Genomic DNA, 22,855 nt, shown 5'->3' on the forward strand with positions numbered 1-22,855 from the left:
GCGACTTCAGGAAAATAGGTCATAAACAGTAAGCCACTGAAATTTCAGTGGCTTACTTATTTAAATTAATATTGATCCACAGATGATTTTGGTGTGGCTAATTTCGCCAGGAGTTTTTCATGTATACCACCAAAGCCACCATTGCTCATGATCAAAATATGATCACCCGGTTTAGCTTCTTTAGCAACCATCTCCACTAATGTATCAATATCCGTGCTCCAACGAGCAGGCTGTACACACTTCTCGGCAATATCACTGACTAACCATTGAATGTTAGGTGGCTGAAATAAGAAAACTTCATCAGCACGTCCCAATGCCGGGGCGATATCATCTTTACTGATCCCCATCTTCATCGTATTAGAGCGAGGTTCTAATACCGCAATAATACGTGCTGTTCCGCCAACTTTACTACGTAACGCTTCAAGGGTTGCTAAAATCGCCGTAGGATGATGGGCAAAGTCATCATAAACACTCACTTGATTTACTTCACCCCGTAACTCTAAACGACGACGGGCGTTAATAAATTTATTGAGTGCTGCGCATGCATCTACCGGTAATACACCAACGTGGTGAGCTGCCACAATGGCCATTAAGCCATTTTGCATATTGTGTTCACCCGAAAGTCCCCAACAAACCTCACCGACTTGCTCACCTTTATGGAACACTGCAAAGTGGCTACTGTCATTACTGATCTTTTTCGCCTGCCAATCACCCGTCTCACCGGTGTACTCTTCCTCACTCCAACATCCCATACCAATGGTCTGTTTTAAGTTCAGATCGTTATCAGGCATGATAATTTTGCCACTGCCCGGCACAATACGGACTAAATGATGAAACTGTTTTTGAATCGCCGTTAAATCATCAAAAATATCCGCATGATCGAATTCCAGATTATTTAAGATAAGCGTACGTGGCGAGTAATGAACAAATTTAGAACGTTTATCAAAGAAAGCACTGTCATACTCATCAGCTTCAATAACAAAAAACGGGCTTTCCCCCAATTGTGCTGAAACTTGAAAGTTACCCGGCACACCACCAATTAAAAAACCAGGTTGATAACCACAATCTTCTAAAATCCAAGCCAGCATACCTGCCGTAGTCGTTTTACCATGGGTACCCGCAACGGCCAAAACCCAACGCTCAGGCAAAATATAGTCATGTAACCATTGTGGCCCTGATGTGTAAGGCAATCCTTTTTCAAGTACCGCTTCAACACAAGGATTCCCTCGAGTCATCGCATTGCCAATAATCACCATGTCAGGAGCAGGTTCCAATTGTTGTGGAGCATAACCTTCGATTAGCTCAATGCCTTGATTTTCCAATAATGTGCTCATTGGAGGATAAACATTTGCATCAGAGCCAGTTACTTTATGCCCTTTCGCTCGAGCTAAGATGGCAAGACTTCCCATAAAGGTGCCACAAATACCAAGAATATGAATGTGCATGAATTTCTTTCCAATAGCATGAAGTTGGTCACTATTCTAACCATCAAAAAGCAGATTAGAAACGGATTAACCTTTGAATCATGCGATTCTTTGGATAAACTTGCCACTAATAAGGAAACTTTTTTCCTTTTTATATTTTATCCATTCACATTCAGGACCCACGTCATGAAAACATTAGGCGAATTTATCGTCGAGAAACAACAAGATTTTCCCCATGCAACTGGCGAATTAACGGCATTGCTGTCAGCCATTAAGCTTGGGGCTAAAATTATTCACCGTGATATTAATAAAGCTGGGTTAGTCGATATTCTTGGCACTAACGGTGTTTCTAATGTTCAAGGTGAAGCCCAGATGAAACTGGATCTTTACGCGAATGAGAAACTAAAAGCAGCACTTAAAGCTCGTGGTGAAGTTGCGGGGATCGGTTCGGAAGAAGAAGACGATATCGTTATCTTTGAAGGTGATCGCGCGGAAAATGCCAAGTATGTGGTATTAATGGATCCATTGGATGGTTCTTCTAATATCGATGTAAACGTTTCCGTTGGTACTATTTTCTCTATTTACCACCGTATTACGCCTATTGGCCAACCAGTGACACTAGATGATTTCCTGCAACCCGGTAATCGCCAAGTTGCTGCGGGTTATGTCGTTTATGGCTCATCTACTATGTTGGTTTACACTACCGGTTGTGGTGTACATGCCTTTACTTACGATCCTTCTTTAGGGGTTTTCTGTTTATCTCACGAAAGTGTTCATTTTCCGCCTACCGGAAATATGTATTCAATCAATGAAGGTAACTACATTAAATTCCCATTAGGGGTAAAAAAATACATCAAGTATTGCCAAGAGCAGGATGCAGCAACTAACCGTCCTTATACAACTCGCTATATTGGCTCTTTGGTTGCGGATTTCCATCGTAACTTGCTCAAAGGGGGGATTTATATTTACCCAAGTACGGCAAGTCATCCAAATGGTAAATTACGCTTACTTTATGAATGCAACCCAATGGCATTCCTCGCGGAACAAGCGGGTGGTAAAGCCAGTAATGGTAAAGATCGTATTTTAGATATCAAACCAACAGAGTTGCACCAACGCATGCCATTCTTTGTGGGTACTAAAGCGATGGTCGAACAAGCAGAAGCATTTATGGCTCAATATCCAGACGAAGAATAAATTTTCTTTTTGTCAGGATATAGTTAAACCGGGCTTAATTAACGCGTCCGGTTTTTTCATCTCCCAAAATAGCTAATTCGTGTATTTGTTGCTTATTTTTACCTCAAAAGGCAACCTGTACGGCAAAAAACGGGTATTGTTAAAAACTTTTCGCTATACTACGAGCCACGTCAAATTAATTTTTCATAGGAAATTTTTTATGAGCCTGAATCATGTTCCTGCTGGTAAAGAACTACCAGAAGATATCTATGTTGTTATTGAAATTCCAGCCAATGCTGATCCAATCAAATACGAAGTTGATAAAGAAAGTGGTGCACTGTTCGTTGACCGTTTTATGTCAACAGCGATGTTCTACCCATGCAACTACGGTTACATCAACAACACATTATCTTTAGATGGTGATCCAGTAGACGTTCTGGTTCCAACTCCATACCCATTACAACCAGGTTCAGTCATTCGTTGCCGTCCTGTTGGCGTACTGAAAATGACTGATGAATCAGGTGAAGATGCAAAACTGGTTGCTGTACCACACACTAAACTAAGTAAAGAATACGATCACATTAAAGATGTGAACGATCTACCTGAATTATTAAAAGCTCAAATCAAACACTTCTTCGAACATTACAAAGATTTAGAATCTGGTAAATGGGTAAAAGTTGATGGTTGGGAAGGCGTAGAAGCGGCTAAAGCTGAAATTCTGTCTTCTTTTGAACGCGCAAAAAAATAATTCTGTGTCATTAGAATTAGCGTTGCTAAGTAATCCATTGGTTGCTTAGCAAAAATAAGCCCACTTCAAATGTGGGCTTATTTTATGATTATCTCTTTTTTATGGTTTAACCGCATAATAAGCATTACGCCACTCACCAAGGTGATCGCCATAGCGATTATCATCAATATATATACTGTCGAAATATTCCCTGTAGAGAAAAAGAGCAATCCCCCAACAATGGGCAAAATCAGTTGATTAAACAAAATAATCAGTGAGGAAATGCTAGCTAATTGTGTCACAGGAATAATTTCTATTCTTAACATCCGTAAAATATTCCCTGAAAAAACCTTACCAATAATGGATAGGGCATAAAAGAGAATAAAAGCCGTGATATCATGTTGAAAAATAACCAATAGAAAAGAACTTATTGTGATGATACAAATTGATAGAGACATTAATAATTTTCGATTTAAATAATGGGTTAGATAACCATATAAATAAGTTCCTATCACGCCACAGATCCCCGCAGAAATATCAATAAAGCCATAATATTTAATGGGTAAATTCATCGATTGGTCGATCAACGCCGCCCCACTCGACTCAATTAATCCATCAAACATATTATTGCCGATAGCAATTAAAATAGAAAAAACCAAAATAGGAGACGTAAAAATCACCACTATCCTTTTCGTCACCTGTAATGTCTCTGTTAGGCTATGTAACTGAGTGGCAGATTGGCGCTGTTTTGGCACTAAGTAAAAGAACAAAAAGAACACGGCGTTAATGAAATAAAATAGACAGGGAATAATCAGTAAATAATGGTAACCATAATCAATAAATAACATACCGATTAATGGGCCAATGATCATGCCCAAAAAATCCATTCGAGACATTATATTAATATGATGTTCTTTATGGCGACTCATCAAGGCAATAATTTTTTCATATGAAATCAGTGTCTGTGAATTACCAATAGAAATTAAGCTACCCACTAATCCAAAACTAATTGCAATAACTAAATCAGAGGAAAAATCTACTATTAATAAAAATAAACAACCGATAATTTTACAGCTATCGGAAATAACAGAAACAGGACGGACACCTAGACCATCAATATATTGACCAATAAGCGGTATTAAAAAAATACGTGGTAACCACCATAAAGCGTATGTCAATCCCGCATATTCAATGCTTGTTGTTAATTGATAAACAATAACAGGTGTCAAAAAAACCATTAGACCATCTGCACTTAATACCAAAAAAAGCATATAGAAAAAGACAATACGCATAATAGAGGTTACACCTTTTCTTTAATTAATACTTTAATAGGCTGATTATTTTCATCATAAACAATAATTGATTTTGGGGTATGATGGGTGGGCCTATGTTTCATTAACGCTTGTTGTTTAGAAACAAGAAATTGATAATAGGTTAAATCTGCTGCTATTTTATTAACACGATAAGCTTGATAATTTTTATTAGCGATTTTCCAATCAATCACGTCATGACCCGGAATATATTCTTTTTCTTCGTCCAAATAGATAACAGGTCGATTCACAGTAATGATATTCGCCATATTAAATAAGGCATGGGCAACACCACAGGGGATCACTAACTCAATATTGGGTGCCGGATCAAAAACCATTTCATCTTCATAAAATAGCGTAGGCGAATCTTCACGCATATCCACCAGCTTAATAGTGATTTTACCCGAGGTATTTCCTAAAAAAGTTAAATGATCTTCTTGCCCTAAATGTAATCCATAAGAGTCGAAATCATAAGCCTCCTGACCATGTTCAACTAGATACATAGGGGATTGTCGCGTTAATGGAACAATGCCACTCTCTTTGCCCGTATGCAGGGTCGCCATTTCACGAAATTCAACACCTAAAATAGTGGATGTAGGTAATGACTGTTTTTGAACATCGGCTATTTTCTCTCGCAACCTTACATTAATTTCATCGCCATTATCTAAGCGAATTTTACGAGTTTCAGAGTGTAAAAATCGATGTTGGCTTAACCACTGCTGTTGTATCTCAGCAACTCGATAGTAGACCAGCGCCGAAGCTTCTTCTGTCATCGGCTCATAGCCTTCAATCTCATTAATATCGATATCTTCCGGCAGATTTATCACATCATTATTAGGTGACCAATTTAATGTTTCACTTGCTAATTGCTCGATAGTAGGTAAAAAAAGAGAGTAGCTATTTAAGGTAAAAACATTTTCTAGATGGGAAAAAGTATGAGCAACTCCTGGGGGAATAATAAGTGTTCTTGCGGATGATGGGGTTATCTCCAAACTTAATTCTGATTTAAATGTCGGTGAGTTTTTACGACAATCAATAAATTTAGCCAGTATCTTTTGTTTTTTATCACCTAAAAAGGTGAGTGTATCTTGCTGGCCAAGATGAATGCCATACTGCCCATATTTAAATTCGCTTTTACCGTGATAAACAATATTAATAGGATAGGTTGTTGCGAAAGGAATAACATAAGACTGATGTTTTCCATTATTCACTCGCCAGCGTTCAATCCAATGTAATCCGACAATATTAATATCTTTATTAAGTTCATTAATATCCTTATTCACTATTGCCTCCTTTCATTTAAAAAGCAGCCTTACGGCTGCTTATTGATTAAAGACTGACGACTTCGATATCATAACCAAGTGACTTCGCACTTTTTAGTAACGCATCTAAGCTAGTGGTGTTTAATTTTAAATACTTATCATCAGCAGGTGCATTTTTAATACCTGCAAGATAAGCTAATTTATCTAATGCTTCTGTTGCAACAGTTTTAGTTTGTAGCATCATATCCGTAAAACGATGATTGACTATATTATGTTTTACATCTTTTGGTGGATTATTATAAAGTTGAGTAATATCGTTTAATTTGTCCATAAATTACCTTATTTCGCTATTTAATAATAAGTCGTTATCTCTTTCCTTCTTAAGCAAAACTGTTTTAACACTGAAGTTATTTTTCTGTCAATCAGCTCTACCATTAATTATTTTCATATCAATTTAGATAAAAAACGAAGTAATAATTATTTATTTAAATTTTAAAATATAAATACTACTTTTAGTAAAAATAAAAAAGCTCGATATATATCGAGCTTTTTTAATCATTATTGAGTCAGCTTTCGTAAGCCTATTACTCTTCTTCGTGGCGTTTTAGCCAATCTCCACTTTTGATTTCTCGCAACCCATCAACTGGCTTTTGATAAAGATAGATCCAAGCACTACCATAAGGTGTTGATATCAACTGGCGCTTGTAATCTTGATCATTTTTTTTCAGTTCATCAAGCTCCGTCAAAATGGAAGGCGTGATCCGATAAACTTCACATTCTATTTCACCATCACCTTCAACCACAGCAGGATAAAACCCTAAATCATAGAGTTTATACCCCGCTAATTTATACTCACCTAATAGCTGTGCGTAGGTCATCCAGTGATGGTTACCCTGATTTCGCCGTAAACTTCCATAAACAATAATTCGCATATAAATTAAAACTCAAATTGATAAAGCAGATCTATTGCCTGATTCATACCAGACACTGCTTGTAAATACAACCTGGGCATCAAGCGATAACGTAATGTTAACGTCGCTAGCGAATCAAATATACCCATCCCATACTTCACTTGTAAATCATCAGTTATCTTACCACTGACGACAACTTGTGAACTATCCCCTACACCTTGTGTATCTAACGCTAAATCAGAAATACCAAAGGTTTCGCCAATACGTCCTACGAGTTGTCCACTTTGTCCAACACCTAATCCTATTAGCATGGCTGTCATTTGTGCTGAATCAGAATCACCACTTGCTAATCCTTCCCCTCTTAACAAGTAGGATAATGCTTCTTGTTGTGTTTTGGCCGGCTCAGAGAATATTTCCACTTTCGGCTTATCCGCAAGCCCGGTAACTTTAACCCCAGCAATGACATTATCTGCCGTATTATCAGGGTTACGTATCGCTTCAATATTTAAGTATGGCTGATCAACCGGCCCTGAGAACAAGATTTGCCCTTTACGTACTTGTAAATCTTGTCCATAAGCTTTGAATTCCCCGCGAGGAATATCCACTTGACCATTTAATCCCAACCCTTGCTTACTTTGAGCAACTTTTAATGCCCCTGTTAATCTGGCTTTCAATCCAAAGGCATCTAATGTGACATCATCGCCAATATTAATCGCCAAATTACTTTGAATAGGTATAGAAGTCTGCTTTGGTGCTATAGGTTGTAATTCTTTATCCAACATCACTTCATCAGAGGAAGCCGACACCGCAGACTCGGGTAATTCCTGCACCACGATACGAGCCCAAGGGATATCAATACGACCATCTAATTTAAGCAAATGTGGATTAGCTTCAAAAACTAAGTCTGGGTTAACATCAATACGAACCATTGGTGGTAATGACACACGCAGTTTGTTGCCATTCGCAGCCACCACGGCACGCCACTCATCTAGTTTGCGCCAGTCCGCATTCCCCGTCAGATTTAAATAACCTTCCGGTGTTTCGATTCTACCGCTTAAATCAGAAGTCGCACCATTAAAGCGAATATCGACATTCCCTTTGGTGATGTCAAATGGGATCCAGTGACCAACTACTTTTAACTGGTTAATACCAAACTGCCCAAATAGCAATGGTGATTGTGCATTCCCCCCTAAACGTAGCTGTGCCCCTACACTACCTTGTGCTATTTCACCTTTACCCAAGAAAGGCTTAATCAGATCTAATGTCAGATTATCAATATCAACCGTACCTGATAATTGACGTGTTTTTTCTAGATCAGCAACATTGACATGGCCTTTAAAGTCACCATTACCGGCAATACTAATCAACCATTGCAAGGTCGCTTTACCATTATTGATACCCGCATTTAACGTAACTGCATCAAAATCAATAGGTAATACCGTACCATCGACATTTTGTTTTACACCAACGCCCTGACCTTTAAGGTTAACTGACGCTTTAGGTAATCCGCCTTTCGCATTCCAAGTTGCCGTAGCATCTCCCGTAAAGACACCGCGTAGCGCGGTTTCAGGAGGTAAGAATGGTTTTATCATGGCTAAATCAAAGCGTGTTAACGTGATTGCCGCACTACCACTCTCACCTACAGTGATCTCTTTAGGTACACACAGTTGTGCATTAGGATTTACCCAGCAATGTGAACCAATCGTCACTTGCTGTTTTTCCGCTAATAAATTTAGCGCCATCGCTTTATTTAAACGCCATTCGCCTACAGGCGTATCAAATGCGGTATTGTTAAGTGTGCCTTGCCACTGCTGTTTTTCTTTATCAAACGAGCCGGCTAATGTCAGGCCACCCGATATGGGTTCCCCATCCATTTTCAAGGTAAGCTTATGCTGTTTTTCTGTCCCTGCCGCATCTAGCGTTAATTGACGAATAATCAAATCAGCCTGTTTTAACTGACGTGCCGTAATTGCCAGTTTGCCACTGATCACGTCATCTGACTGAATGTCACCTTTAACGACAACTGACCCAACACTGAGCTGATCTTGCCATTTGATCCCTTGCGCATTGATATCAGCAATAATTTTCGGCTTATTAATATCACCGCGAACATTCACTTTCCCTTTAATAACGCCCGCTAACCCCGGCACTAAACCATTTAACCCCGGAGCATTGATGTTCGCATCAAGCGCCCACTGCTCACCTAAGTGCCCCGCAATATCGAGATTATTTTTTCCTAGAATTAAGGTTAATTGAGGAATATTCCATTGCCCCGAATCATTACCATAGGCGTTTCCTCGCGCCTTAATAAGATTATTTTTTAAATTACCATCTAAGGTAATTTCAGGCACTCGCAGTTGCCAACTTCCTCCATACAGGCTACCCGTTGTAGCAATACGTCCATCTAATTTCGCTGGCATATCGGGATATTGTTTAGCTGTATTAATACCAGAGATAGTCAATAATGCATTCCAGCTAATCGCCTTACTCCAATCTGCCACACCGGTAATATCCGCATGACCTTGTAATGCAGCTAAACGCAAACGAGTGAGTGCTATTTTCTCTTCATTCCCTTTAGCGTCTAGGGTCAATTTGGCTGGCGGGATCTCTTGTCCTTCAATATTAGAACGTAATGAAAGATCATAATTATCCGTCTGCCCATTAAGACGTAGTCGAGTATCATTAAGTTGATACTGCACATCTCCCGTTAAAGGCCAGCGCACTTTTTGGCTCTCTAAGGTTAATTTTAGTGGAAGATGTGCTTTAGCGAGCTCAGCTTGTGCATCAAGGCTTGCGGTAACAGTTCCTGTTAAAGAGAGTGCGAGTTTTAACTCATCAAGTATCGCACCTTGTAAGGACAGTGTCGCTTGCTGATCTTTAAACTCTTCCAATCCTGCCATCTCACGAAGCATCGCTTGCATATCTAGATTAACCGGCCACTGTTTATCCAGTGTAATTTGACCGTTTAAACTGACTTTGCCTTCTGGCGCATCAATACTGAGCCTAGTGAGATTAACCTGTTGACCTTGCGTATTGGCTTGAAAAGAGAGTTGATTAATAGTCACAGGCGTATCACCACTAACTTGTAACTGTTTACCTTCTATCCCCTCCACATTGATATCAACAGGAATAATAATTTCGGGTAACTGCGCTAATAAAGGCTTGGCGAAAATTGTCTTAATAGTGTCAGCTAGTGCCTGCTCTTGCTCTTGCGGTGTTTTAGGCTCCGCTTGAGGCGTCGTTGCTGCAACTTCTTTTACATCTTGCGCCATGGCGGCAACACTACCGTCTTCGGGGGTTTTCGGTAACGCCACCAACAAATCATTAATGACTGTCGGTTTTAAGGTAACTTGACGCCCTTCCCATTGTGCTGCCGTAGTAAACTCATTGAGTGATAGGGCCATATCATCAATTTGTACACGCGTATTGGCTAATGAGAGAGAGTTTAAATAGATAGGTAAAGGAGCATTAAGCTCAGTTAAAGGCTCAGAAGGTGGTGTTTCTTGTGCTGGAGGGAGTGCACTGGTATCTACATTGACGATAACATCACGTGTGCCTAAGGCCTCAACACACAGTTGTTTATCCTTCAAACAGCTTAAATTTAAGCCTAATGATAACTCCCCCACATTGACGTCTACACCCGGCATTTGATACTCAACACCCGTTAAACGTAAATCTTGCCAACCGCCATTAACACTATTAATGGTTAAACCTGGCACCCAACGAGCTGCACTATTAATGGCAAAATGTAGCCCTGATTGCGTCCCTAAAATCCATGCAAGAGCACCTAAAACCAGTAAAATGATGATAAGTAGCGTTAGTGTTATCCTTTTCAACCACTTCATCATAACTCAGCTCCTAACCCAATATAAAACTGTAATTTACGCTCTTCACCACTATTGACTGGAACGGCTAAATCAAACTTTACAGGCCCGACTGGAGATGCCCAACGAACCCCCGCACCCGCACCTGTTTTAAAATCACTTTTCGTAAAATCGTTAACGGCTTCACCACTATCAACAAATACGGCTCCCCACCAATTTCCAGTTACGTTATATTGGTATTCAACAGATCCCGTTAGCATTCTTGATGCCCCTGTTAATTTACCTTTGCTATCTTCCGGTGAAATACTTTGGTATTTATAACCCCTAATACTTCTATCGCCACCGGCAAAGAAACGTAATTCGGGTGGCACTTTCTCAAATTGATTCGTTTCAATCCAGCCAAACGTCCCTCTGACCACAAAACGGTGGCCTTCCCAAGGCGTGCGTATCCACACTTGCTGAGCTTGTAGGGCGAGAAATTCAACATCAGATCCCCATATTTTATTGGAATAATCGACTGAATAACGTTGGCTATCCCCCCAATAAGGCATCATGCCACCCCGTTGGCGTACGCGACTTGCATTCGCACCAGGATAAAGCAACATGGTTGTATTGGTCACATCACCTTGGGTAAAGTGGCTCAGACTCCAGCGGGTATTAATACTGTATTGCCATCCCGTTGACATATCCCAGTTACGAGAAACGTTCAGTGTGGTGGTATCCGAACGAGTATCATTTAAATCTGTACGTTTATAGCCACCTTGAATGCTATAATATTGTTCTAATGGGTTAACTTTTAATGGAATTTTATAATTAGCACCAATAGATTGCTCAGGCTTAGAAATACTCATATTCGATGTTAAGCTATGGCCCCTAGAATTTATCCAAGGTTTATCCCACTGCATATTTAATCGAGGTCCGACATCTGTGGCAAAACCGCCCCCTAGCTCCATATAGTTACGTGAACGAGGGGTAACAACGGCATCCATTGGTAGCAAATAATTGCCTTCACTACGTGCTTTAGCGATATTAGGTGTGACAACCGCCGAATTAAACCATCCTGTGGCAGCTAAGCGTCGATTAAACTCTGCCAAATCTTCAGAAGAGTAATATTCCCCTTCTTTAAAAGGCACAATATTTTGTAGGTAGTCTTCACGAATTTGTGAGCCAGTATAATTCACTTTACCAAAACGGTAACGTTCACCACTATTAAAGACAAAATCCCAATAAGAGGCGTGATTATCTAAAGAGACACCGAGCTGGCTTTTTTCCATATCTGCATCAAAGTAACCACGACGAATAGCAAGCCCTGTTAACGAACCTTTTAATTTTTCATATTCGGCATGATTTAACACACTATCAAGAGGGGGGTGTTTTCTTTAATCACTTTGGCATATTGCTCATCTGTTTTAGCTCCCCCTTCCAGTACAATATTGACCCCTTTTAATAGTACGGGAATACCAAGCTCAACCTTTGCTGTTAATACAGGGCGTGTCGGAGGGGTATTTTCTTGATAAGAGAAAGTGACCGTTGGCTGATAATAACCTAAAGGCCGTAGGCCCTCTTTAATTGCCTTTTCAACACGCGCACGAAAACGCCCGTCTGGTGCAACTTCTTCTGTTGTTATGTTTGATAGCTGGACTCGTACATTCTTTTCGAGTTGCCCTTCTAAACCTTCTACTTTTAAACGTAAATTTGCCCCATAAGCAAAAGACGTTATAGAAGACAGACAGAGAACGTAGATAACGGAGTATCTCGGCACGTTTTCTCCTCAATATTATTTATATCATTCGGTAATTGACGACAAATAGTTTTAAGCTTTATTGTAGATTTAGTTTATAACAATATTAAACCTTTACCATAGTACAGCGTTTACAAATATAAAATTTGGAGTTTACCTTGCAACATAAAGCTTATCATCCTGAGCATGCCGTAATCGGCAGCACAACGCCATTAGAAATTTCTGCTAATCATGCCGTCAATGGGCATTCTATCCGTGAGATCCCAGAAAATATGCAAATTGCTTATTTTGCCATGGGCTGCTTTTGGGGCGTTGAACGCCTATTTTGGCAACAACCCGGTGTTTATAGCACAAGTGCCGGTTATAGCGGTGGTGTAACAGAAAATCCCACCTATGAGCAAGTTTGCCAAGGCCGTACCGGTCATGCAGAGGTCGTTCGTGTGGTATTTGATCCGACCCTTATCAGCTATCAACAATTATTGGCTATTTTTTGGGAGAATCATGACCCTTCCCAAGGTATGCGCCAAGGTAATGATATTGGTAGCCAATATCGCTCGGCCATTTATACCCTAACCCCAGAGCAATATGCACAAGCTATTGAGTCAAAACAACGTTATCAACAAGCTATCAATAGTGAAGGGGCACATAAAGAGATCACCACTGAAATACAACCTGCCGGACCTTTCTATTTTGCTGAAGATTATCATCAGCAATACCTATTTAAAAACCCTCAAGGTTATTGTGGACTTGGTGGCATTGGTATCTGTTTTCCACCGGCAAACTAACACTAGCAGAAAATAGCAGGGCGATGATATAATTACGCCCTCTTATCTATCTTTGTGTCTATTTTTATAAAATAGTCTATCACAATATATTGATTTATCTTCGATTATTAACACTCAAGTATTACCCTCTGGATTTAATACTCTGGGTGATGTGAGCCTTATATGCTTAATAGTTTACTCATTGTGCTTTTGCTGTGTGCCATTAGCGCCTTTTTTTCGCTGTCTGAAATATCACTGGCGGCCTCCCGTCGTATTAAACTCAAACAGTTGGTTGACGAAGGAAATATCAACGCCGCTCGTGTATTAAAAATGCAAGAAACCCCCGGTATGTTTTTTACCGTGGTACAAATTGGTCTTAACGCCGTTGCCATTTTGGCGGGTATTGTCGGTGAATCTGCTTTTTCTCCCGCATTAAAAGATCTCTTTTCCCGCTTTTTAGAAGCACCTCTCGCGCAACAATTAGGATCGGTCTGTTCATTTATTATCGTCACATCGATGTTTATTCTGCTTGCCGATTTAACTCCTAAACGTATCGGCATGATCAAGCCAGAAGTCATTGCACTGAAAATTGTTAATCCTATGCGTTTTTGTCTCGCCTTATTCCGCCCTTTAGTTTGGTTGTTTAATGGCATGGCAGATCTTATCTTTAAACTATTTAAAATCCCGATGGTAAGAAATGAAGATATTACATCTGATGATATCTTTGCGATTGTCGAAGCCGGTGCAGTAGCGGGGGTATTACGTAAACAAGAGCACGAATTAATTGAAAATGTCTTTGAATTAGAATCACGTACCGTACCATCAGCCATGACACCACGTGAAGATGTTGTCTACTTTGATCGCGAAGAGACAGAAGAAGATATTAAGCATAAAATTGCCACTCAGCCCCACTCTAAATTCTTAGTTTGTGAAGGGGATATTGACCATATTATTGGTTATGTAGATTCAAAAGAGCTACTCAACCGTGTGATCAATGGGCAAAGTCTCAACCTCAAAGAAGGTGTGCATATCCGTAAAGCCCTTATTATTCCGGATACCTTAACTTTATCTGACATGCTAGAAAGCTTTAAAACCTCAGGGGAAGATTTTGCCATTATTCTCAATGAATATGCGATGGTGATGGGCGTTATCACCTTAAATGACGTGATGACCACTTTAATGGGCGATCTGATTGGCCCGGGTCAAGAAGAGCAAATCGTCAGTCGTGATGAGCATTCATGGTTGGTTGAAGGTGGAACACCTATTGATGATGTTATGCGTGCATTAGATATTGATGATTTCCCGGATTCTAGCAATTACGAAACCATTGCAGGGTTTATGATGTTCCGTTTGCGTAAGATCCCCAAACGTACTGACTATGTGAAGTTTGCAGGTTATAAATTTGAAGTGGTGGATATTGATAACTATAAAATTGATCAACTGCTTGTCACTAAAATTGATGATATTCCGCCAGTAAAACCGGTTTTGCAAGAAGCAATACCTGCTCCTCAAACAACGTCAGAAGTGCCTTTTGAGCACGAAGAGCATAAAGCCTAAATCAACTGGTAACAAACTGAAATTAATAACTGAGTCTTATCGTAAAAGCACAAGATATAGACTCAGTTATCTATCAGATAAAAGTTAGCCCATTTCAGCTTTGAGTAAAACCACCTGCTGGTTAACTTCACTCATCACATTAAAATGCAGCTTATCTTTTATTTTCGGCAATAAAATTTTACCGTAATCGAACTCAAATGCGCCCATTCCTTTGATATAAAACCGTCCACGAAATAACGTCTTAACGTAGAGAGCAATTTTTTCTGGGTTATAGCGATTGAAGATCTTCATCTTTCAGTTAGTCTCCCATGCTCAGTTGTGAATTTAATCAGTCATAAAGACCGATCTTTATATACCAAATTTAAAGACCTAATTATAAGTACTAGGTTCCATTTATTTAAATTTCTTATCTATTTTTACACTTATTGACAGTAAAGAAGATAAGTCGAGACTGTGAATACTTTATCTTACACCCTATATGTTAAAAAAATGTATCAACAATGAGGTATTATTCTTTTTTAGCCTCTATGCTTAAATAGCCGACAAAGTCGAATTGAATAATAGGACAATAACGATGCACAAAATAACCTTGGCTGCACTTTTGCTTAGCACATCTACATGGGTATTTGCCCATAATATTACTGAAGAAACTCTCCTACCGGCGATCTCTGTGAGTGACAAAGGGGAGCTTCTTTATGATGGTGCCAAAGATAAATTTAGCTATCAAAATTGGAATAGCGGACTACTTAGTGGCAAAGTACGCACAATTCAACATATCGCTGGGCGTAGTAAGGCTAAAGAGATGAATGCGCCACTGATTGAAGCCATCAAACAAGCCAAATTTCCACAAAATAGTTATCAGACAACCACTATCATCAATACTGATGATGCTATCTTTGGTACTGGGCCTTTTGTTCGCGGCAGTGTTGAAGACAGTAAAAAAGAGTTTCCTTGGTCACAATTTATTGTTGATGCTGATGGTGTAGCGCAAAAAGGTTGGGGACTAGAAAAAGAGAGTTCAGCAATTATTGTGCTGGATAAACAAGGAAAAGTTCGTTTTGTCAAAGAAGGTGTATTAAGTGGTGCAGAAATAACTTCCGCCATTAACCTTATCAATGACTTAATTAAAGAATAGTATTTAAATCATCTGTATCGGAGCCCTTTAAACTTAAGGGCTCTGCTCTCGTTAACATTAGAAAATAGAAACTCTAAAACCAGGATTTATCAGTGATTCTCTCGGTGAATAATCAAGTGTCACCCCTTTCCAATCTGTAACATGTGCCCCTGCGGCTATCGCAATAGCGTGTCCTGCTGCAGTATCCCATGTATGAGTAGGTCCAAAACGCGGATAAAGCTGAGCTTTTCCTTCTGCCACTAGACAAAATTTTAATGAAGATCCAACTGCCACCGTTTGGTGCTCACCCAATTGCGATAAATATTCTTTTAATTCATCATCTTGATGAGAACGACTAATAACAATCACGGGGGGTTCAGCACGGCTGACTTTTATTGGTAAACGCTGACCACAGGTTTCTTTCCATGCCTGTTTATTGGCTGCTGAGTAGAGAATATTTTGTACTGGTGCATACACAACGCCTAATACTGGCACACCCTGTTCAATCAACGCAATATTAACCGTAAACTCACCATTTTTATTGATAAACTCTTTAGTACCATCGAGGGGATCAATCAGCCAATAACGTTGCCAATGGCGACGTTCTTCCCACGCAGGAGGATCTTCTTCAGATAATTGAGGAATATCTGGCGCAATACTGGCAAGTCCTTGCTTAATAATTTGATGGGCGGCTAAATCTGCTGCAGTAACCGGTGAATGGTCACTCTTTTCCTGTACTTCAATTGGCGCTGATTGTTGATAAATTTGCATTATCGCCTGACCCGCTTGGCGGGCTAATTCGCTGACTTGTTCTAACATAATGCACCTCACTTATTTTTATCAGAATGGTACTCACTCTTATAAAAATCAATTATCTTGCACTCTCTTTACTCTAGTATAGAGACAAAAATAGCCGGAAAAAACCGGCTATAGTGTTATTTTTTGCAGAAGAAGAAATTATAAAATTTCTAATAGTTCTACTTCGAAAACTAATGTTGCAAAAGGAGGAATAGCCGCCCCCGCACCACGTTCACCATAAGCTAATTGGTAAGGAATATATAATTCCCATTTAGAACCTACTGGCATCAAAGTTAATGCTTCAATCCATCCTGCAATCACCCCATTAACAGGGAATTCTGCTGGCTGACCACGCTGTACTGAGCTATCAAATACCGTACCATCGATTAAACGACCAGTATAATGCACACGAACATGATCAGTACGAGCTGGAATAGCGCCATCTCCTGCTTTCAGTACTTTGTACTGTAAACCAGATTCAGTAACCTGCACGCCTTCTTTTTTTACATTTTCTGCTAAGAATACTTTACCTGCTTCTGCCAGTGCTGCTTGACGCTCTTGACGAACTGCTTCAGCACGCTCATGCATAGTACGTAAAGCATTGTGTAACGTTTCAACAGGTACAGAAGGAGTATTGCCTTCTAACGCGTCAGTCAAGCCGGCAAGCAGTGCTGCTGGCTCTAATCCTTGGAGACCTGATTCAGTCAGTTGTTGACCGACTTGCAGACCAATACCGTAACTTGCCTGCGATTCAATAGAATCAAATGATGGTTTTGACATGAAAAAATACCTGTTTTTATGAAAGTTAGTGCCAAGAATAACAGTGGTAAGCTAGAGCGTAAACCTCCCGTCTTGGCTAATCGCGATTATTCGTCGAAAACGCGATAAATTTGCGCTATTTGTCATGGATTTTGACCTTTCTTGACGATATTTTTCAGACTTTTTTTCACAAGCCCCTCACACAAGCATATAATTAAAGACAAGGTAGCTCTGTTAACCCAGCGCTCAATATCAATATATATGTTCAGAGAGGTACGAAGTGAAAATAACTGACAATCCCTATTTCCGTGAACAAGGATATATTGACGGTATTTGGTGTGATGCAAAAAGCAAAGACACGGTTGAAGTGATTGATCCTGCAACAAATCAGCCCATTGGTACTGTGCCAAATATGGCAACAGAAGAAGCCAAAGCGGCTGTTGATGCAGCCGCCAAAGCATTACCGACATGGCGTGCGTTAACCGCACATCAAAGAAGCACTTTACTGCAACGCTGGTTCCAACTGATACAGGATAACAAGCGTCAACTTGCAGAACTGATGACGTTTGAACAAGGTAAACCCGTGGCCGAAGCTGAAGGCGAAATCACCTACGCAGCCTCATTTATTGAGTGGTTTGCTGAGCAAGGTAAAAGAACCAACGGTGAAATTATCCCCTCCCCTTCATCAGATAAGCGGCTTATGGTGATCAAACAAGGGATTGGTGTTTGTGCGGCTATCACACCTTGGAACTTCCCTGCTGCCATGATCACCCGTAAAGCAGCCCCAGCATTAGCAGCTGGGTGTACTATGGTGATAAAACCTGCCAACGAAACCCCCTATACAGCCCTTGCGTTAGCTGAATTAGCCGCGCAAGCAGGAATACCTGCCGGTGTTATTAATATTGTCACCGGTGATGCAGTTAAAATCGGTGAAGTGTTCACATCAGACAACCGCGTGCGTAAATTGAGTTTTACTGGCTCTACAGGGGTTGGCCGTTTATTAATGCGCCAATGTGCTGACAGTGTGAAAAAAGTCTCACTGGAGCTAGGGGGAAATGCGCCATTTATTGTCTTTAATGACGCCGATATTGAGAAAGCGGTTGCAGGTGCTATGGGGGCGAAATTCCGTAACGCCGGACAGACTTGCGTGTGTGCAAATCGTTTTTATATCCATAAAGATGTATATCAACAATTTAGTGAACGCTTTGTTGCTGAGGTTAAAAAACTAAAAGTCGGTAATGGCTTTACCGAAGGCGTGACTATTGGGCCTCTTATTAATCATAAGGCGGTAGAAAAATCACAATCACTCCTTGCTGATACCTTACAACGCGGTGCGACACTGCTATGTGGTGGTGAAAGAGATAAAGCAGGTGAAAATTTCTTTCAGCCTACCGTGGTCGGTAATGTGCCTGCTGATAGTCATATTCTTGAAGAAGAGATCTTTGGCCCCGTGGCACCTTTAGTCATTTTTGACAATGAAGAAGAAGTAGTACATCTAGCCAATAATACCATCTATGGCTTAGCCGCTTATTTCTACAGTGAAGATCCACAACGTATTTGGCGTGTGGCTGAAAATCTAGAATATGGCATGGTCGGTATTAACACGGGTCTAATTTCCAATGAAGTGGCTCCTTTCGGTGGTATAAAGCAGTCTGGCTTAGGTCGTGAAGGCTCTGAGCATGGTATTGAGGACTATATGGAAATGAAATACCTCTGCCAAGGCCTGTAAACGAGGCCACTGATTAACAGTAAAAGTCATCGCAAGGACGCGATTGCTTTTTGCAACCATTATCTTTTATTAAATAAACAATACCCTCGATAATTATCAAGGGTATTGATGTCAGCCCAATAGGTTATTTCTTCACTTTAATTAGTGATAAAGCATTTCATGAACAATATCTTCCCCTTTCATTGAATAAGGGTAATAGGTTGGCCAATTAGTTAGCTCTTTAAGTAATTCATCTTGTGAACTATTTCCCATATATAGATGAAAATGCTGTGCTTTTTCTGGTGCAATAATATGATCGCTAAACTGAATAAACCGTGGAGTTTGGCTGTTGGCATCGTCACATCTAAACAGATAGCGAACACCTTTTTTACCCGATTGATAATGTAGAATACGATAACCATCATAGTGATATTCACAGCTATCGACTTTATCACCACGATGAAACTCTACGATATTATTCTCAATACCAATCATATCAACATCGGTTTTATAGCCTTGTGTATAGTAAGCTCGATATTGTTCTACTGTTTTATCTTGCTTCGTCTCCGCTTTCTTTTGCAAAACGATATCTAATTCGCCACTACGCAGATAGGGTTCAACAGATTGCCATACGCCATCCCAATCGCTTAATGAGCGATTGAGAACGTCCTTGTCCTCAAAAATCCCATTCGCAGCATCTATTTGTGCTTGTGTGCGTACTTTTTCATGATGATGTCCATGTGCCAAAACAGACATAGCACTACCTAAAAAACCCATAATCAAAAGACAAGAAAGGATTGGTTTTTGCATAGGTTACCCCTGAACGGCTTTAAAACGTGGATTTGATTTGCAAATTACATACAGACGTCCACGACGGCGTACCACTTTACAATCAGGGTGGCGCAGCTTCGCACTCTTTAATGAACTTAATACTTGCATTTTTTTCTTCCCTAATTAACAAATCGGCCAAAACGCTTATTAAAGCGTGCCACATTACCTTCTTGAGAATGTGTTTTTTGTTTACCGGTATAAAATGGATGAGACTGAGAAGAGACATCTAAAGTGACATAAGGATAGCGTTGCCCCTCATACTCAATAGTTTTATCAGTTTGAATGGTTGATCCCACTTTAAAATAAGCATCTACGCTAGTGTCATGGAAAATGACAGTACGATATTGTGGATGAATATTTTCTTTCATACTCGCCTCTTTATGTAATGTTATAATATAACAATATTGAGTTGCAATAATGTAGCGCCTTTTTATTTTAATGGCTAGTTTTTTTGATCATTTTTTTTATATACCTATTAGTGATAGTGGCATCTCTACATGTTGCAAGGGGTGAGGCAACATAGAACATTTGATTAAGCAGAGTAAGTCTATTAAACAAATAAATGCTAAACATTCGCCACATAATGCCGTTGAATAGATAACACTCAGTATTCTTCTGTCTCGCTTAATCGCACAACTATAGGTGATTAAGCATCGGGTGCTTTTGGTAACACCTTCAAGGACGTAATCAAATTAAAGAGATAATTCTGAAAAGAATTCAGGGAGCAGGTAAGGATCATGGTTCGTGCTAGTATGGCAACAAGAAATAAAAAAGAGGTTACAATTAGTGATAGTGATTCACAGTTCAATCATGAGGTGAATATGGGCAAATTCCCAGGCTTACATCGTCGAGCAATCGTTGTTATTGCCATTATTTTGTTAGTCGTTTTTTTCTGGCCAACAAGTGAAAATACCACCCCACCTCAACCCTCATCTTCGACACAAGATCTTCCTGTGCCTGTAGCACCTTCTGTCTCAAATGAAACACAAAATGTCCCTAATACACTACCACCAGCACAAGATAGTCTAAATGCTGAGCAAGAGACAGAAGACTTACCAGAAGAAGGTGAAGCCAATAATACCAATGACAATACGCCAGTAAACACAATGCCTCAAACACCGTCAACCGCGACTGAAAATTGGCAAACTTATACCATTAAAGAGGGGCAAACCCTTGCACAACTATTTAGAGATAATCAGTTGCTTGTCAATGATGCGTTTACTATGGCGAAATCAGAAGGCCCACAAAAGCCGTTAAGCCAGTTACGCGCCGGACAAACCATTCGTTTACAACGAGGTTCACAAGGTGAAGTGAGTATGCTTGAAGTGACTGACAATACCGGTACTGTTATTACCTTCACTCGGCTAAGTGATGGTAGTTATTATCGTACGCCATAGTGTCAACAAGCGGTGTGGAGAAATAGAGCAAATAACCTATATAAAAAACGCCAGCTAAGCTGGCGTTTTTCTATCAACATAACTGTTTAATCTAATGATTATTCAGCAACGATGATTACATTCAGTTCAGCGAATACGTCACTGTGAACTTGGAAGTGAACTTCGTGGTCACCAGTTGTACGCAGAACGCCGTTTGGCAGGCGAACTTCGCTCTTACAAATTTCAACGCCAGCTGCAGTTACTGCATCAGCGATGTCACGTGTACCGATTGAACCAAACAGTTTACCTTCGTCACCCGCTTTAGAGCTGATAGTGACAGAACCCAGCGCAGTGATTTTCGCTGCACGAGCTTCAGCTGCTGCTAAAGTTTCAGCTAATTTAGCTTCTAACTCAGCACGACGCGCTTCGAAAAACTCGATGTTTTTCTTAGTCGCAGAAACAGCTTTACCCTGTGGGATTAAATAGTTACGAGCATAGCCCGATTTTACGTTAACCTGATCACCCAGGCTACCCAGATTCGCTACTTTATCAAGCAGAATAATTTGCATTACCTTATCCTCTACAAGTCATTAATGGACTATATAATACCTATTACTGATGACGATCAGTATAAGGTAATAAAGACAGGTAGCGCGCGCGCTTGATAGCACGAGCCAGCTGACGCTGGTATTTTGCACGAGCACCGGTGATACGGCTTGGTACAATTTTACCACTTTCAGTGATATAGTTTTTCAGCGTAGCGATGTCTTTATAATCAATCTCTTGTACGCCTTCCGCTGTGAAACGGCAGAACTTACGACGACGGAAATAACGTGCCATATGGCTAGTCTCCAGAATCTATCAATTCAATCTGTTCGGCATGCAATACCAGTTTAAACAATCCATTTCTCGCCTGATGGCTACTAATGAATCCTGAAACGGTAACTTTGCTACCGACCGTTATACTGTGAGTATCAGTTTGTAACGCTTTCCCACTGGCAATAATGGGCATTCTGCACCATGATTGTCTTTTTAATCCCGCTTCTTCTTGTGTTGAACGATGTTCAATCACAAATTGGCAATGCGGGATCCCAGCAGGGCTAACTTTTCGTATCAATGCTTTGCACACAGTGCCTGTTAGCACTAATCGATTAGCCGTCACAACACTAATTACTCTTCAGAATCCTCTGCTACATCATCAACTTCTTCTTCATCAAGATCTTCAGCAACATCGCGACGACGTTCGTCTTTTGCTTTAACCATTGGTGAAGCTTCAGTCACTGCGTGTTTAGTACGCATGATCATGTTGCGGAGCACGGCATCATTGAAGCGGAAAGTAGTTTCCAGTTCATCAATCACTTCTTGCGGAGCTTCAACGTTCATCAGAACGTAGTGTGCTTTGTGCAGTTTGTTGATTGGATAAGCCAGTTGACGACGACCCCAGTCTTCGAGACGGTGGATCTGACCATTAGCATTAGTGATAGCGGTTTTATAACGTTCGATCATACCAGGAACTTGTTCGCTCTGGTCTGGGTGAACCATAAAAACGATTTCGTAATGACGCATTTGATATTGC

The 22,855-nt window shown here is 40.2% G+C and carries 23 protein-coding genes and 1 pseudogene; 7 read left to right on the top strand and 17 right to left on the bottom strand.

Annotated features, from left to right (window positions below; genetic code table 11):
- Window positions 1-65: 65 nt before the first annotated feature.
- A complete protein-coding gene (gene mpl, locus ACYUCW_RS02050) occupies window positions 66-1,445 on the bottom strand; it encodes a UDP-N-acetylmuramate:L-alanyl-gamma-D-glutamyl-meso-diaminopimelate ligase (RefSeq protein ID WP_460408170.1) in 1,380 nt (459 codons plus the stop codon).
- A gap of 165 nt (window positions 1,446-1,610) precedes the next feature.
- On the opposite strand from mpl, the gene fbp reads away from it, so the two are divergent.
- Window positions 1,611-2,618 carry a class 1 fructose-bisphosphatase gene (gene fbp, locus ACYUCW_RS02055; RefSeq protein ID WP_004249610.1) on the top strand — a complete coding sequence of 336 codons (1,008 nt, stop codon included), beginning with the start codon at window positions 1,611-1,613 and terminating at the stop codon, window positions 2,616-2,618.
- Window positions 2,619-2,817: 199 nt separating this feature from the next.
- A complete protein-coding gene (ppa, locus tag ACYUCW_RS02060; protein WP_004246260.1) occupies window positions 2,818-3,345 on the top strand; it encodes an inorganic diphosphatase in 528 nt (175 codons plus the stop codon).
- A gap of 77 nt (window positions 3,346-3,422) precedes the next feature.
- Here the strand turns inward: ppa and ACYUCW_RS02065 are convergent, their stop codons facing one another.
- The 6 genes and pseudogenes from ACYUCW_RS02065 to tamA all read right to left on the bottom strand — a co-directional run bounded on the left by ACYUCW_RS02065 (window position 3,423) and on the right by tamA (window position 12,393).
- Window positions 3,423-4,616, bottom strand: coding sequence for an MFS transporter (locus ACYUCW_RS02065; protein ID WP_004253020.1), 1,194 nt, complete (start codon window positions 4,614-4,616; stop codon window positions 3,423-3,425).
- Window positions 4,617-4,624: 8 nt separating this feature from the next.
- Entirely contained in the window at window positions 4,625-5,917 is a 1,293-nt protein-coding gene (locus ACYUCW_RS02070) for a dTDP-4-dehydrorhamnose 3,5-epimerase family protein (protein WP_460408171.1), read from the bottom strand.
- A 46-nt stretch (window positions 5,918-5,963) separates the two neighbouring features.
- A complete protein-coding gene (locus tag ACYUCW_RS02075) occupies window positions 5,964-6,227 on the bottom strand; it encodes a hypothetical protein (protein ID WP_004246263.1) in 264 nt (87 codons plus the stop codon).
- 253 nt (window positions 6,228-6,480) lie between these two features.
- A complete protein-coding gene (locus tag ACYUCW_RS02080) occupies window positions 6,481-6,828 on the bottom strand; it encodes a gamma-glutamylcyclotransferase family protein (protein WP_004246264.1) in 348 nt (115 codons plus the stop codon).
- Between the two features lie 5 nt (window positions 6,829-6,833).
- Window positions 6,834-10,655, bottom strand: coding sequence for an autotransporter assembly complex protein TamB (gene tamB, locus ACYUCW_RS02085; protein WP_163748541.1), 3,822 nt, complete (start codon window positions 10,653-10,655; stop codon window positions 6,834-6,836).
- Window positions 10,652-12,393, bottom strand: a pseudogene (tamA, locus tag ACYUCW_RS02090) (autotransporter assembly complex protein TamA). Before tamA ends, tamB begins: the two are co-directional and overlap by 4 nt.
- Window positions 12,394-12,530: 137 nt before the next feature.
- Between tamA and msrA the strand changes: the two are divergent.
- A complete protein-coding gene (gene msrA / locus ACYUCW_RS02095) occupies window positions 12,531-13,157 on the top strand; it encodes a peptide-methionine (S)-S-oxide reductase MsrA (RefSeq protein ID WP_004249614.1) in 627 nt (208 codons plus the stop codon).
- Between the two features lie 162 nt (window positions 13,158-13,319).
- The gene (gene paeA, locus ACYUCW_RS02100; protein ID WP_036919614.1) at window positions 13,320-14,693 is read left to right on the top strand and encodes a polyamine export protein PaeA; all 1,374 of its coding nucleotides are present in this window, start codon (window positions 13,320-13,322) and stop codon (window positions 14,691-14,693) included.
- 84 nt (window positions 14,694-14,777) lie between these two features.
- Here the strand turns inward: paeA and ACYUCW_RS02105 are convergent, their stop codons facing one another.
- A complete protein-coding gene (locus ACYUCW_RS02105) occupies window positions 14,778-14,984 on the bottom strand; it encodes a DUF1107 domain-containing protein (protein ID WP_004246270.1) in 207 nt (68 codons plus the stop codon).
- 283 nt (window positions 14,985-15,267) lie between these two features.
- Here ACYUCW_RS02105 and ACYUCW_RS02110 point away from each other — a divergent pair, with 283 nt between their 5' ends.
- Window positions 15,268-15,828 carry a YtfJ family protein gene (locus ACYUCW_RS02110; protein WP_004246271.1) on the top strand — a complete coding sequence of 187 codons (561 nt, stop codon included), beginning with the start codon at window positions 15,268-15,270 and terminating at the stop codon, window positions 15,826-15,828.
- A 57-nt stretch (window positions 15,829-15,885) separates the two neighbouring features.
- Here the strand turns inward: ACYUCW_RS02110 and cysQ are convergent, their stop codons facing one another.
- Together cysQ and ACYUCW_RS02120 are read right to left on the bottom strand one after the other, a co-directional pair.
- Window positions 15,886-16,626, bottom strand: coding sequence for a 3'(2'),5'-bisphosphate nucleotidase CysQ (cysQ, locus tag ACYUCW_RS02115; protein WP_004246272.1), 741 nt, complete (start codon window positions 16,624-16,626; stop codon window positions 15,886-15,888).
- Between the two features lie 138 nt (window positions 16,627-16,764).
- Window positions 16,765-17,385 (bottom strand): peptidylprolyl isomerase, encoded by a 621-nt coding sequence (locus tag ACYUCW_RS02120; protein WP_004246273.1) that lies wholly within the window; start codon window positions 17,383-17,385, stop codon window positions 16,765-16,767.
- 259 nt (window positions 17,386-17,644) lie between these two features.
- Here ACYUCW_RS02120 and ACYUCW_RS02125 point away from each other — a divergent pair, with 259 nt between their 5' ends.
- Window positions 17,645-19,093 carry an NAD-dependent succinate-semialdehyde dehydrogenase gene (locus ACYUCW_RS02125; RefSeq protein WP_004249619.1) on the top strand — a complete coding sequence of 483 codons (1,449 nt, stop codon included), beginning with the start codon at window positions 17,645-17,647 and terminating at the stop codon, window positions 19,091-19,093.
- A gap of 141 nt (window positions 19,094-19,234) precedes the next feature.
- Here the strand turns inward: ACYUCW_RS02125 and zinT are convergent, their stop codons facing one another.
- The 3 genes from zinT to ACYUCW_RS02140 are packed head-to-tail and all read right to left on the bottom strand — an operon-like array spanning window position 19,235 to window position 20,271.
- On the bottom strand, window positions 19,235-19,882 hold the full coding sequence (gene zinT, locus ACYUCW_RS02130; RefSeq protein ID WP_460408172.1) for a metal-binding protein ZinT: 648 nt from the start codon (window positions 19,880-19,882) through the stop codon (window positions 19,235-19,237).
- Between the two features lie 3 nt (window positions 19,883-19,885).
- Window positions 19,886-20,011 carry a type B 50S ribosomal protein L36 gene (gene ykgO / locus ACYUCW_RS02135; RefSeq protein WP_004246277.1) on the bottom strand — a complete coding sequence of 42 codons (126 nt, stop codon included), beginning with the start codon at window positions 20,009-20,011 and terminating at the stop codon, window positions 19,886-19,888.
- A gap of 11 nt (window positions 20,012-20,022) precedes the next feature.
- Window positions 20,023-20,271, bottom strand: coding sequence for a type B 50S ribosomal protein L31 (locus ACYUCW_RS02140; protein WP_004246279.1), 249 nt, complete (start codon window positions 20,269-20,271; stop codon window positions 20,023-20,025).
- Window positions 20,272-20,640: 369 nt separating this feature from the next.
- On the opposite strand from ACYUCW_RS02140, the gene ACYUCW_RS02145 reads away from it, so the two are divergent.
- A complete protein-coding gene (locus ACYUCW_RS02145; protein WP_049211979.1) occupies window positions 20,641-21,300 on the top strand; it encodes an OapA family protein in 660 nt (219 codons plus the stop codon).
- 98 nt (window positions 21,301-21,398) lie between these two features.
- On the opposite strand, the gene rplI is transcribed toward ACYUCW_RS02145, so the two are convergent.
- Genes rplI through rpsF form a run of 4 tightly spaced genes read right to left on the bottom strand, consistent with a single transcriptional unit; the run spans window position 21,399 to window position 22,845 of the window.
- The gene (gene rplI / locus ACYUCW_RS02150) at window positions 21,399-21,848 is read right to left on the bottom strand and encodes a 50S ribosomal protein L9 (RefSeq protein WP_004246281.1); all 450 of its coding nucleotides are present in this window, start codon (window positions 21,846-21,848) and stop codon (window positions 21,399-21,401) included.
- A gap of 43 nt (window positions 21,849-21,891) precedes the next feature.
- Window positions 21,892-22,119, bottom strand: a complete 228-nt coding sequence (rpsR, locus tag ACYUCW_RS02155) for a 30S ribosomal protein S18 (protein ID WP_460408174.1) — start codon at window positions 22,117-22,119, stop codon at window positions 21,892-21,894.
- Between the two features lie 4 nt (window positions 22,120-22,123).
- Window positions 22,124-22,441 carry a primosomal replication protein N gene (priB, locus tag ACYUCW_RS02160; protein ID WP_004246282.1) on the bottom strand — a complete coding sequence of 106 codons (318 nt, stop codon included), beginning with the start codon at window positions 22,439-22,441 and terminating at the stop codon, window positions 22,124-22,126.
- Window positions 22,442-22,449: 8 nt separating this feature from the next.
- Window positions 22,450-22,845 (bottom strand): 30S ribosomal protein S6, encoded by a 396-nt coding sequence (gene rpsF, locus ACYUCW_RS02165; protein ID WP_004246283.1) that lies wholly within the window; start codon window positions 22,843-22,845, stop codon window positions 22,450-22,452.
- Window positions 22,846-22,855: the final 10 nt, after the last annotated feature.

The sequence above is a fragment of the Proteus sp. MB838 genome, assembly GCF_054767435.1.

Bases quoted from the DNA above. Each gene is read 5' to 3' on its own strand.
- rpsF (WP_004246283.1), bottom strand. From the start codon at position 22,845: ATGCGTCATTACGAAATCGTTTTTATGGTTCACCCAGACCAGAGCGAA.
- ACYUCW_RS02075 (WP_004246263.1), bottom strand. From the start codon at position 6,227: ATGGACAAATTAAACGATATTACTCAACTTTATAATAATCCACCAAAA.
- ACYUCW_RS02080 (WP_004246264.1), bottom strand. From the start codon at position 6,828: ATGCGAATTATTGTTTATGGAAGTTTACGGCGAAATCAGGGTAACCAT.
- ACYUCW_RS02105 (WP_004246270.1), bottom strand. From the start codon at position 14,984: ATGAAGATCTTCAATCGCTATAACCCAGAAAAAATTGCTCTCTACGTT.
- cysQ (WP_004246272.1), bottom strand. From the start codon at position 16,626: ATGTTAGAACAAGTCAGCGAATTAGCCCGCCAAGCGGGTCAGGCGATA.
- ppa (WP_004246260.1), top strand. From the start codon at position 2,818: ATGAGCCTGAATCATGTTCCTGCTGGTAAAGAACTACCAGAAGATATC.
- rplI (WP_004246281.1), bottom strand. From the start codon at position 21,848: ATGCAAATTATTCTGCTTGATAAAGTAGCGAATCTGGGTAGCCTGGGT.
- rpsR (WP_460408174.1), bottom strand. From the start codon at position 22,119: ATGGCACGTTATTTCCGTCGTCGTAAGTTCTGCCGTTTCACAGCGGAA.
- fbp (WP_004249610.1), top strand. From the start codon at position 1,611: ATGAAAACATTAGGCGAATTTATCGTCGAGAAACAACAAGATTTTCCC.
- zinT (WP_460408172.1), bottom strand. From the start codon at position 19,882: ATGCAAAAACCAATCCTTTCTTGTCTTTTGATTATGGGTTTTTTAGGT.
- ACYUCW_RS02140 (WP_004246279.1), bottom strand. From the start codon at position 20,271: ATGAAAGAAAATATTCATCCACAATATCGTACTGTCATTTTCCATGAC.
- mpl (WP_460408170.1), bottom strand. From the start codon at position 1,445: ATGCACATTCATATTCTTGGTATTTGTGGCACCTTTATGGGAAGTCTT.
- tamB (WP_163748541.1), bottom strand. From the start codon at position 10,655: ATGATGAAGTGGTTGAAAAGGATAACACTAACGCTACTTATCATCATT.
- ACYUCW_RS02110 (WP_004246271.1), top strand. From the start codon at position 15,268: ATGCACAAAATAACCTTGGCTGCACTTTTGCTTAGCACATCTACATGG.
- ykgO (WP_004246277.1), bottom strand. From the start codon at position 20,011: ATGCAAGTATTAAGTTCATTAAAGAGTGCGAAGCTGCGCCACCCTGAT.
- ACYUCW_RS02120 (WP_004246273.1), bottom strand. From the start codon at position 17,385: ATGTCAAAACCATCATTTGATTCTATTGAATCGCAGGCAAGTTACGGT.
- paeA (WP_036919614.1), top strand. From the start codon at position 13,320: ATGCTTAATAGTTTACTCATTGTGCTTTTGCTGTGTGCCATTAGCGCC.
- ACYUCW_RS02145 (WP_049211979.1), top strand. From the start codon at position 20,641: ATGGTTCGTGCTAGTATGGCAACAAGAAATAAAAAAGAGGTTACAATT.
- ACYUCW_RS02065 (WP_004253020.1), bottom strand. From the start codon at position 4,616: ATGCGTATTGTCTTTTTCTATATGCTTTTTTTGGTATTAAGTGCAGAT.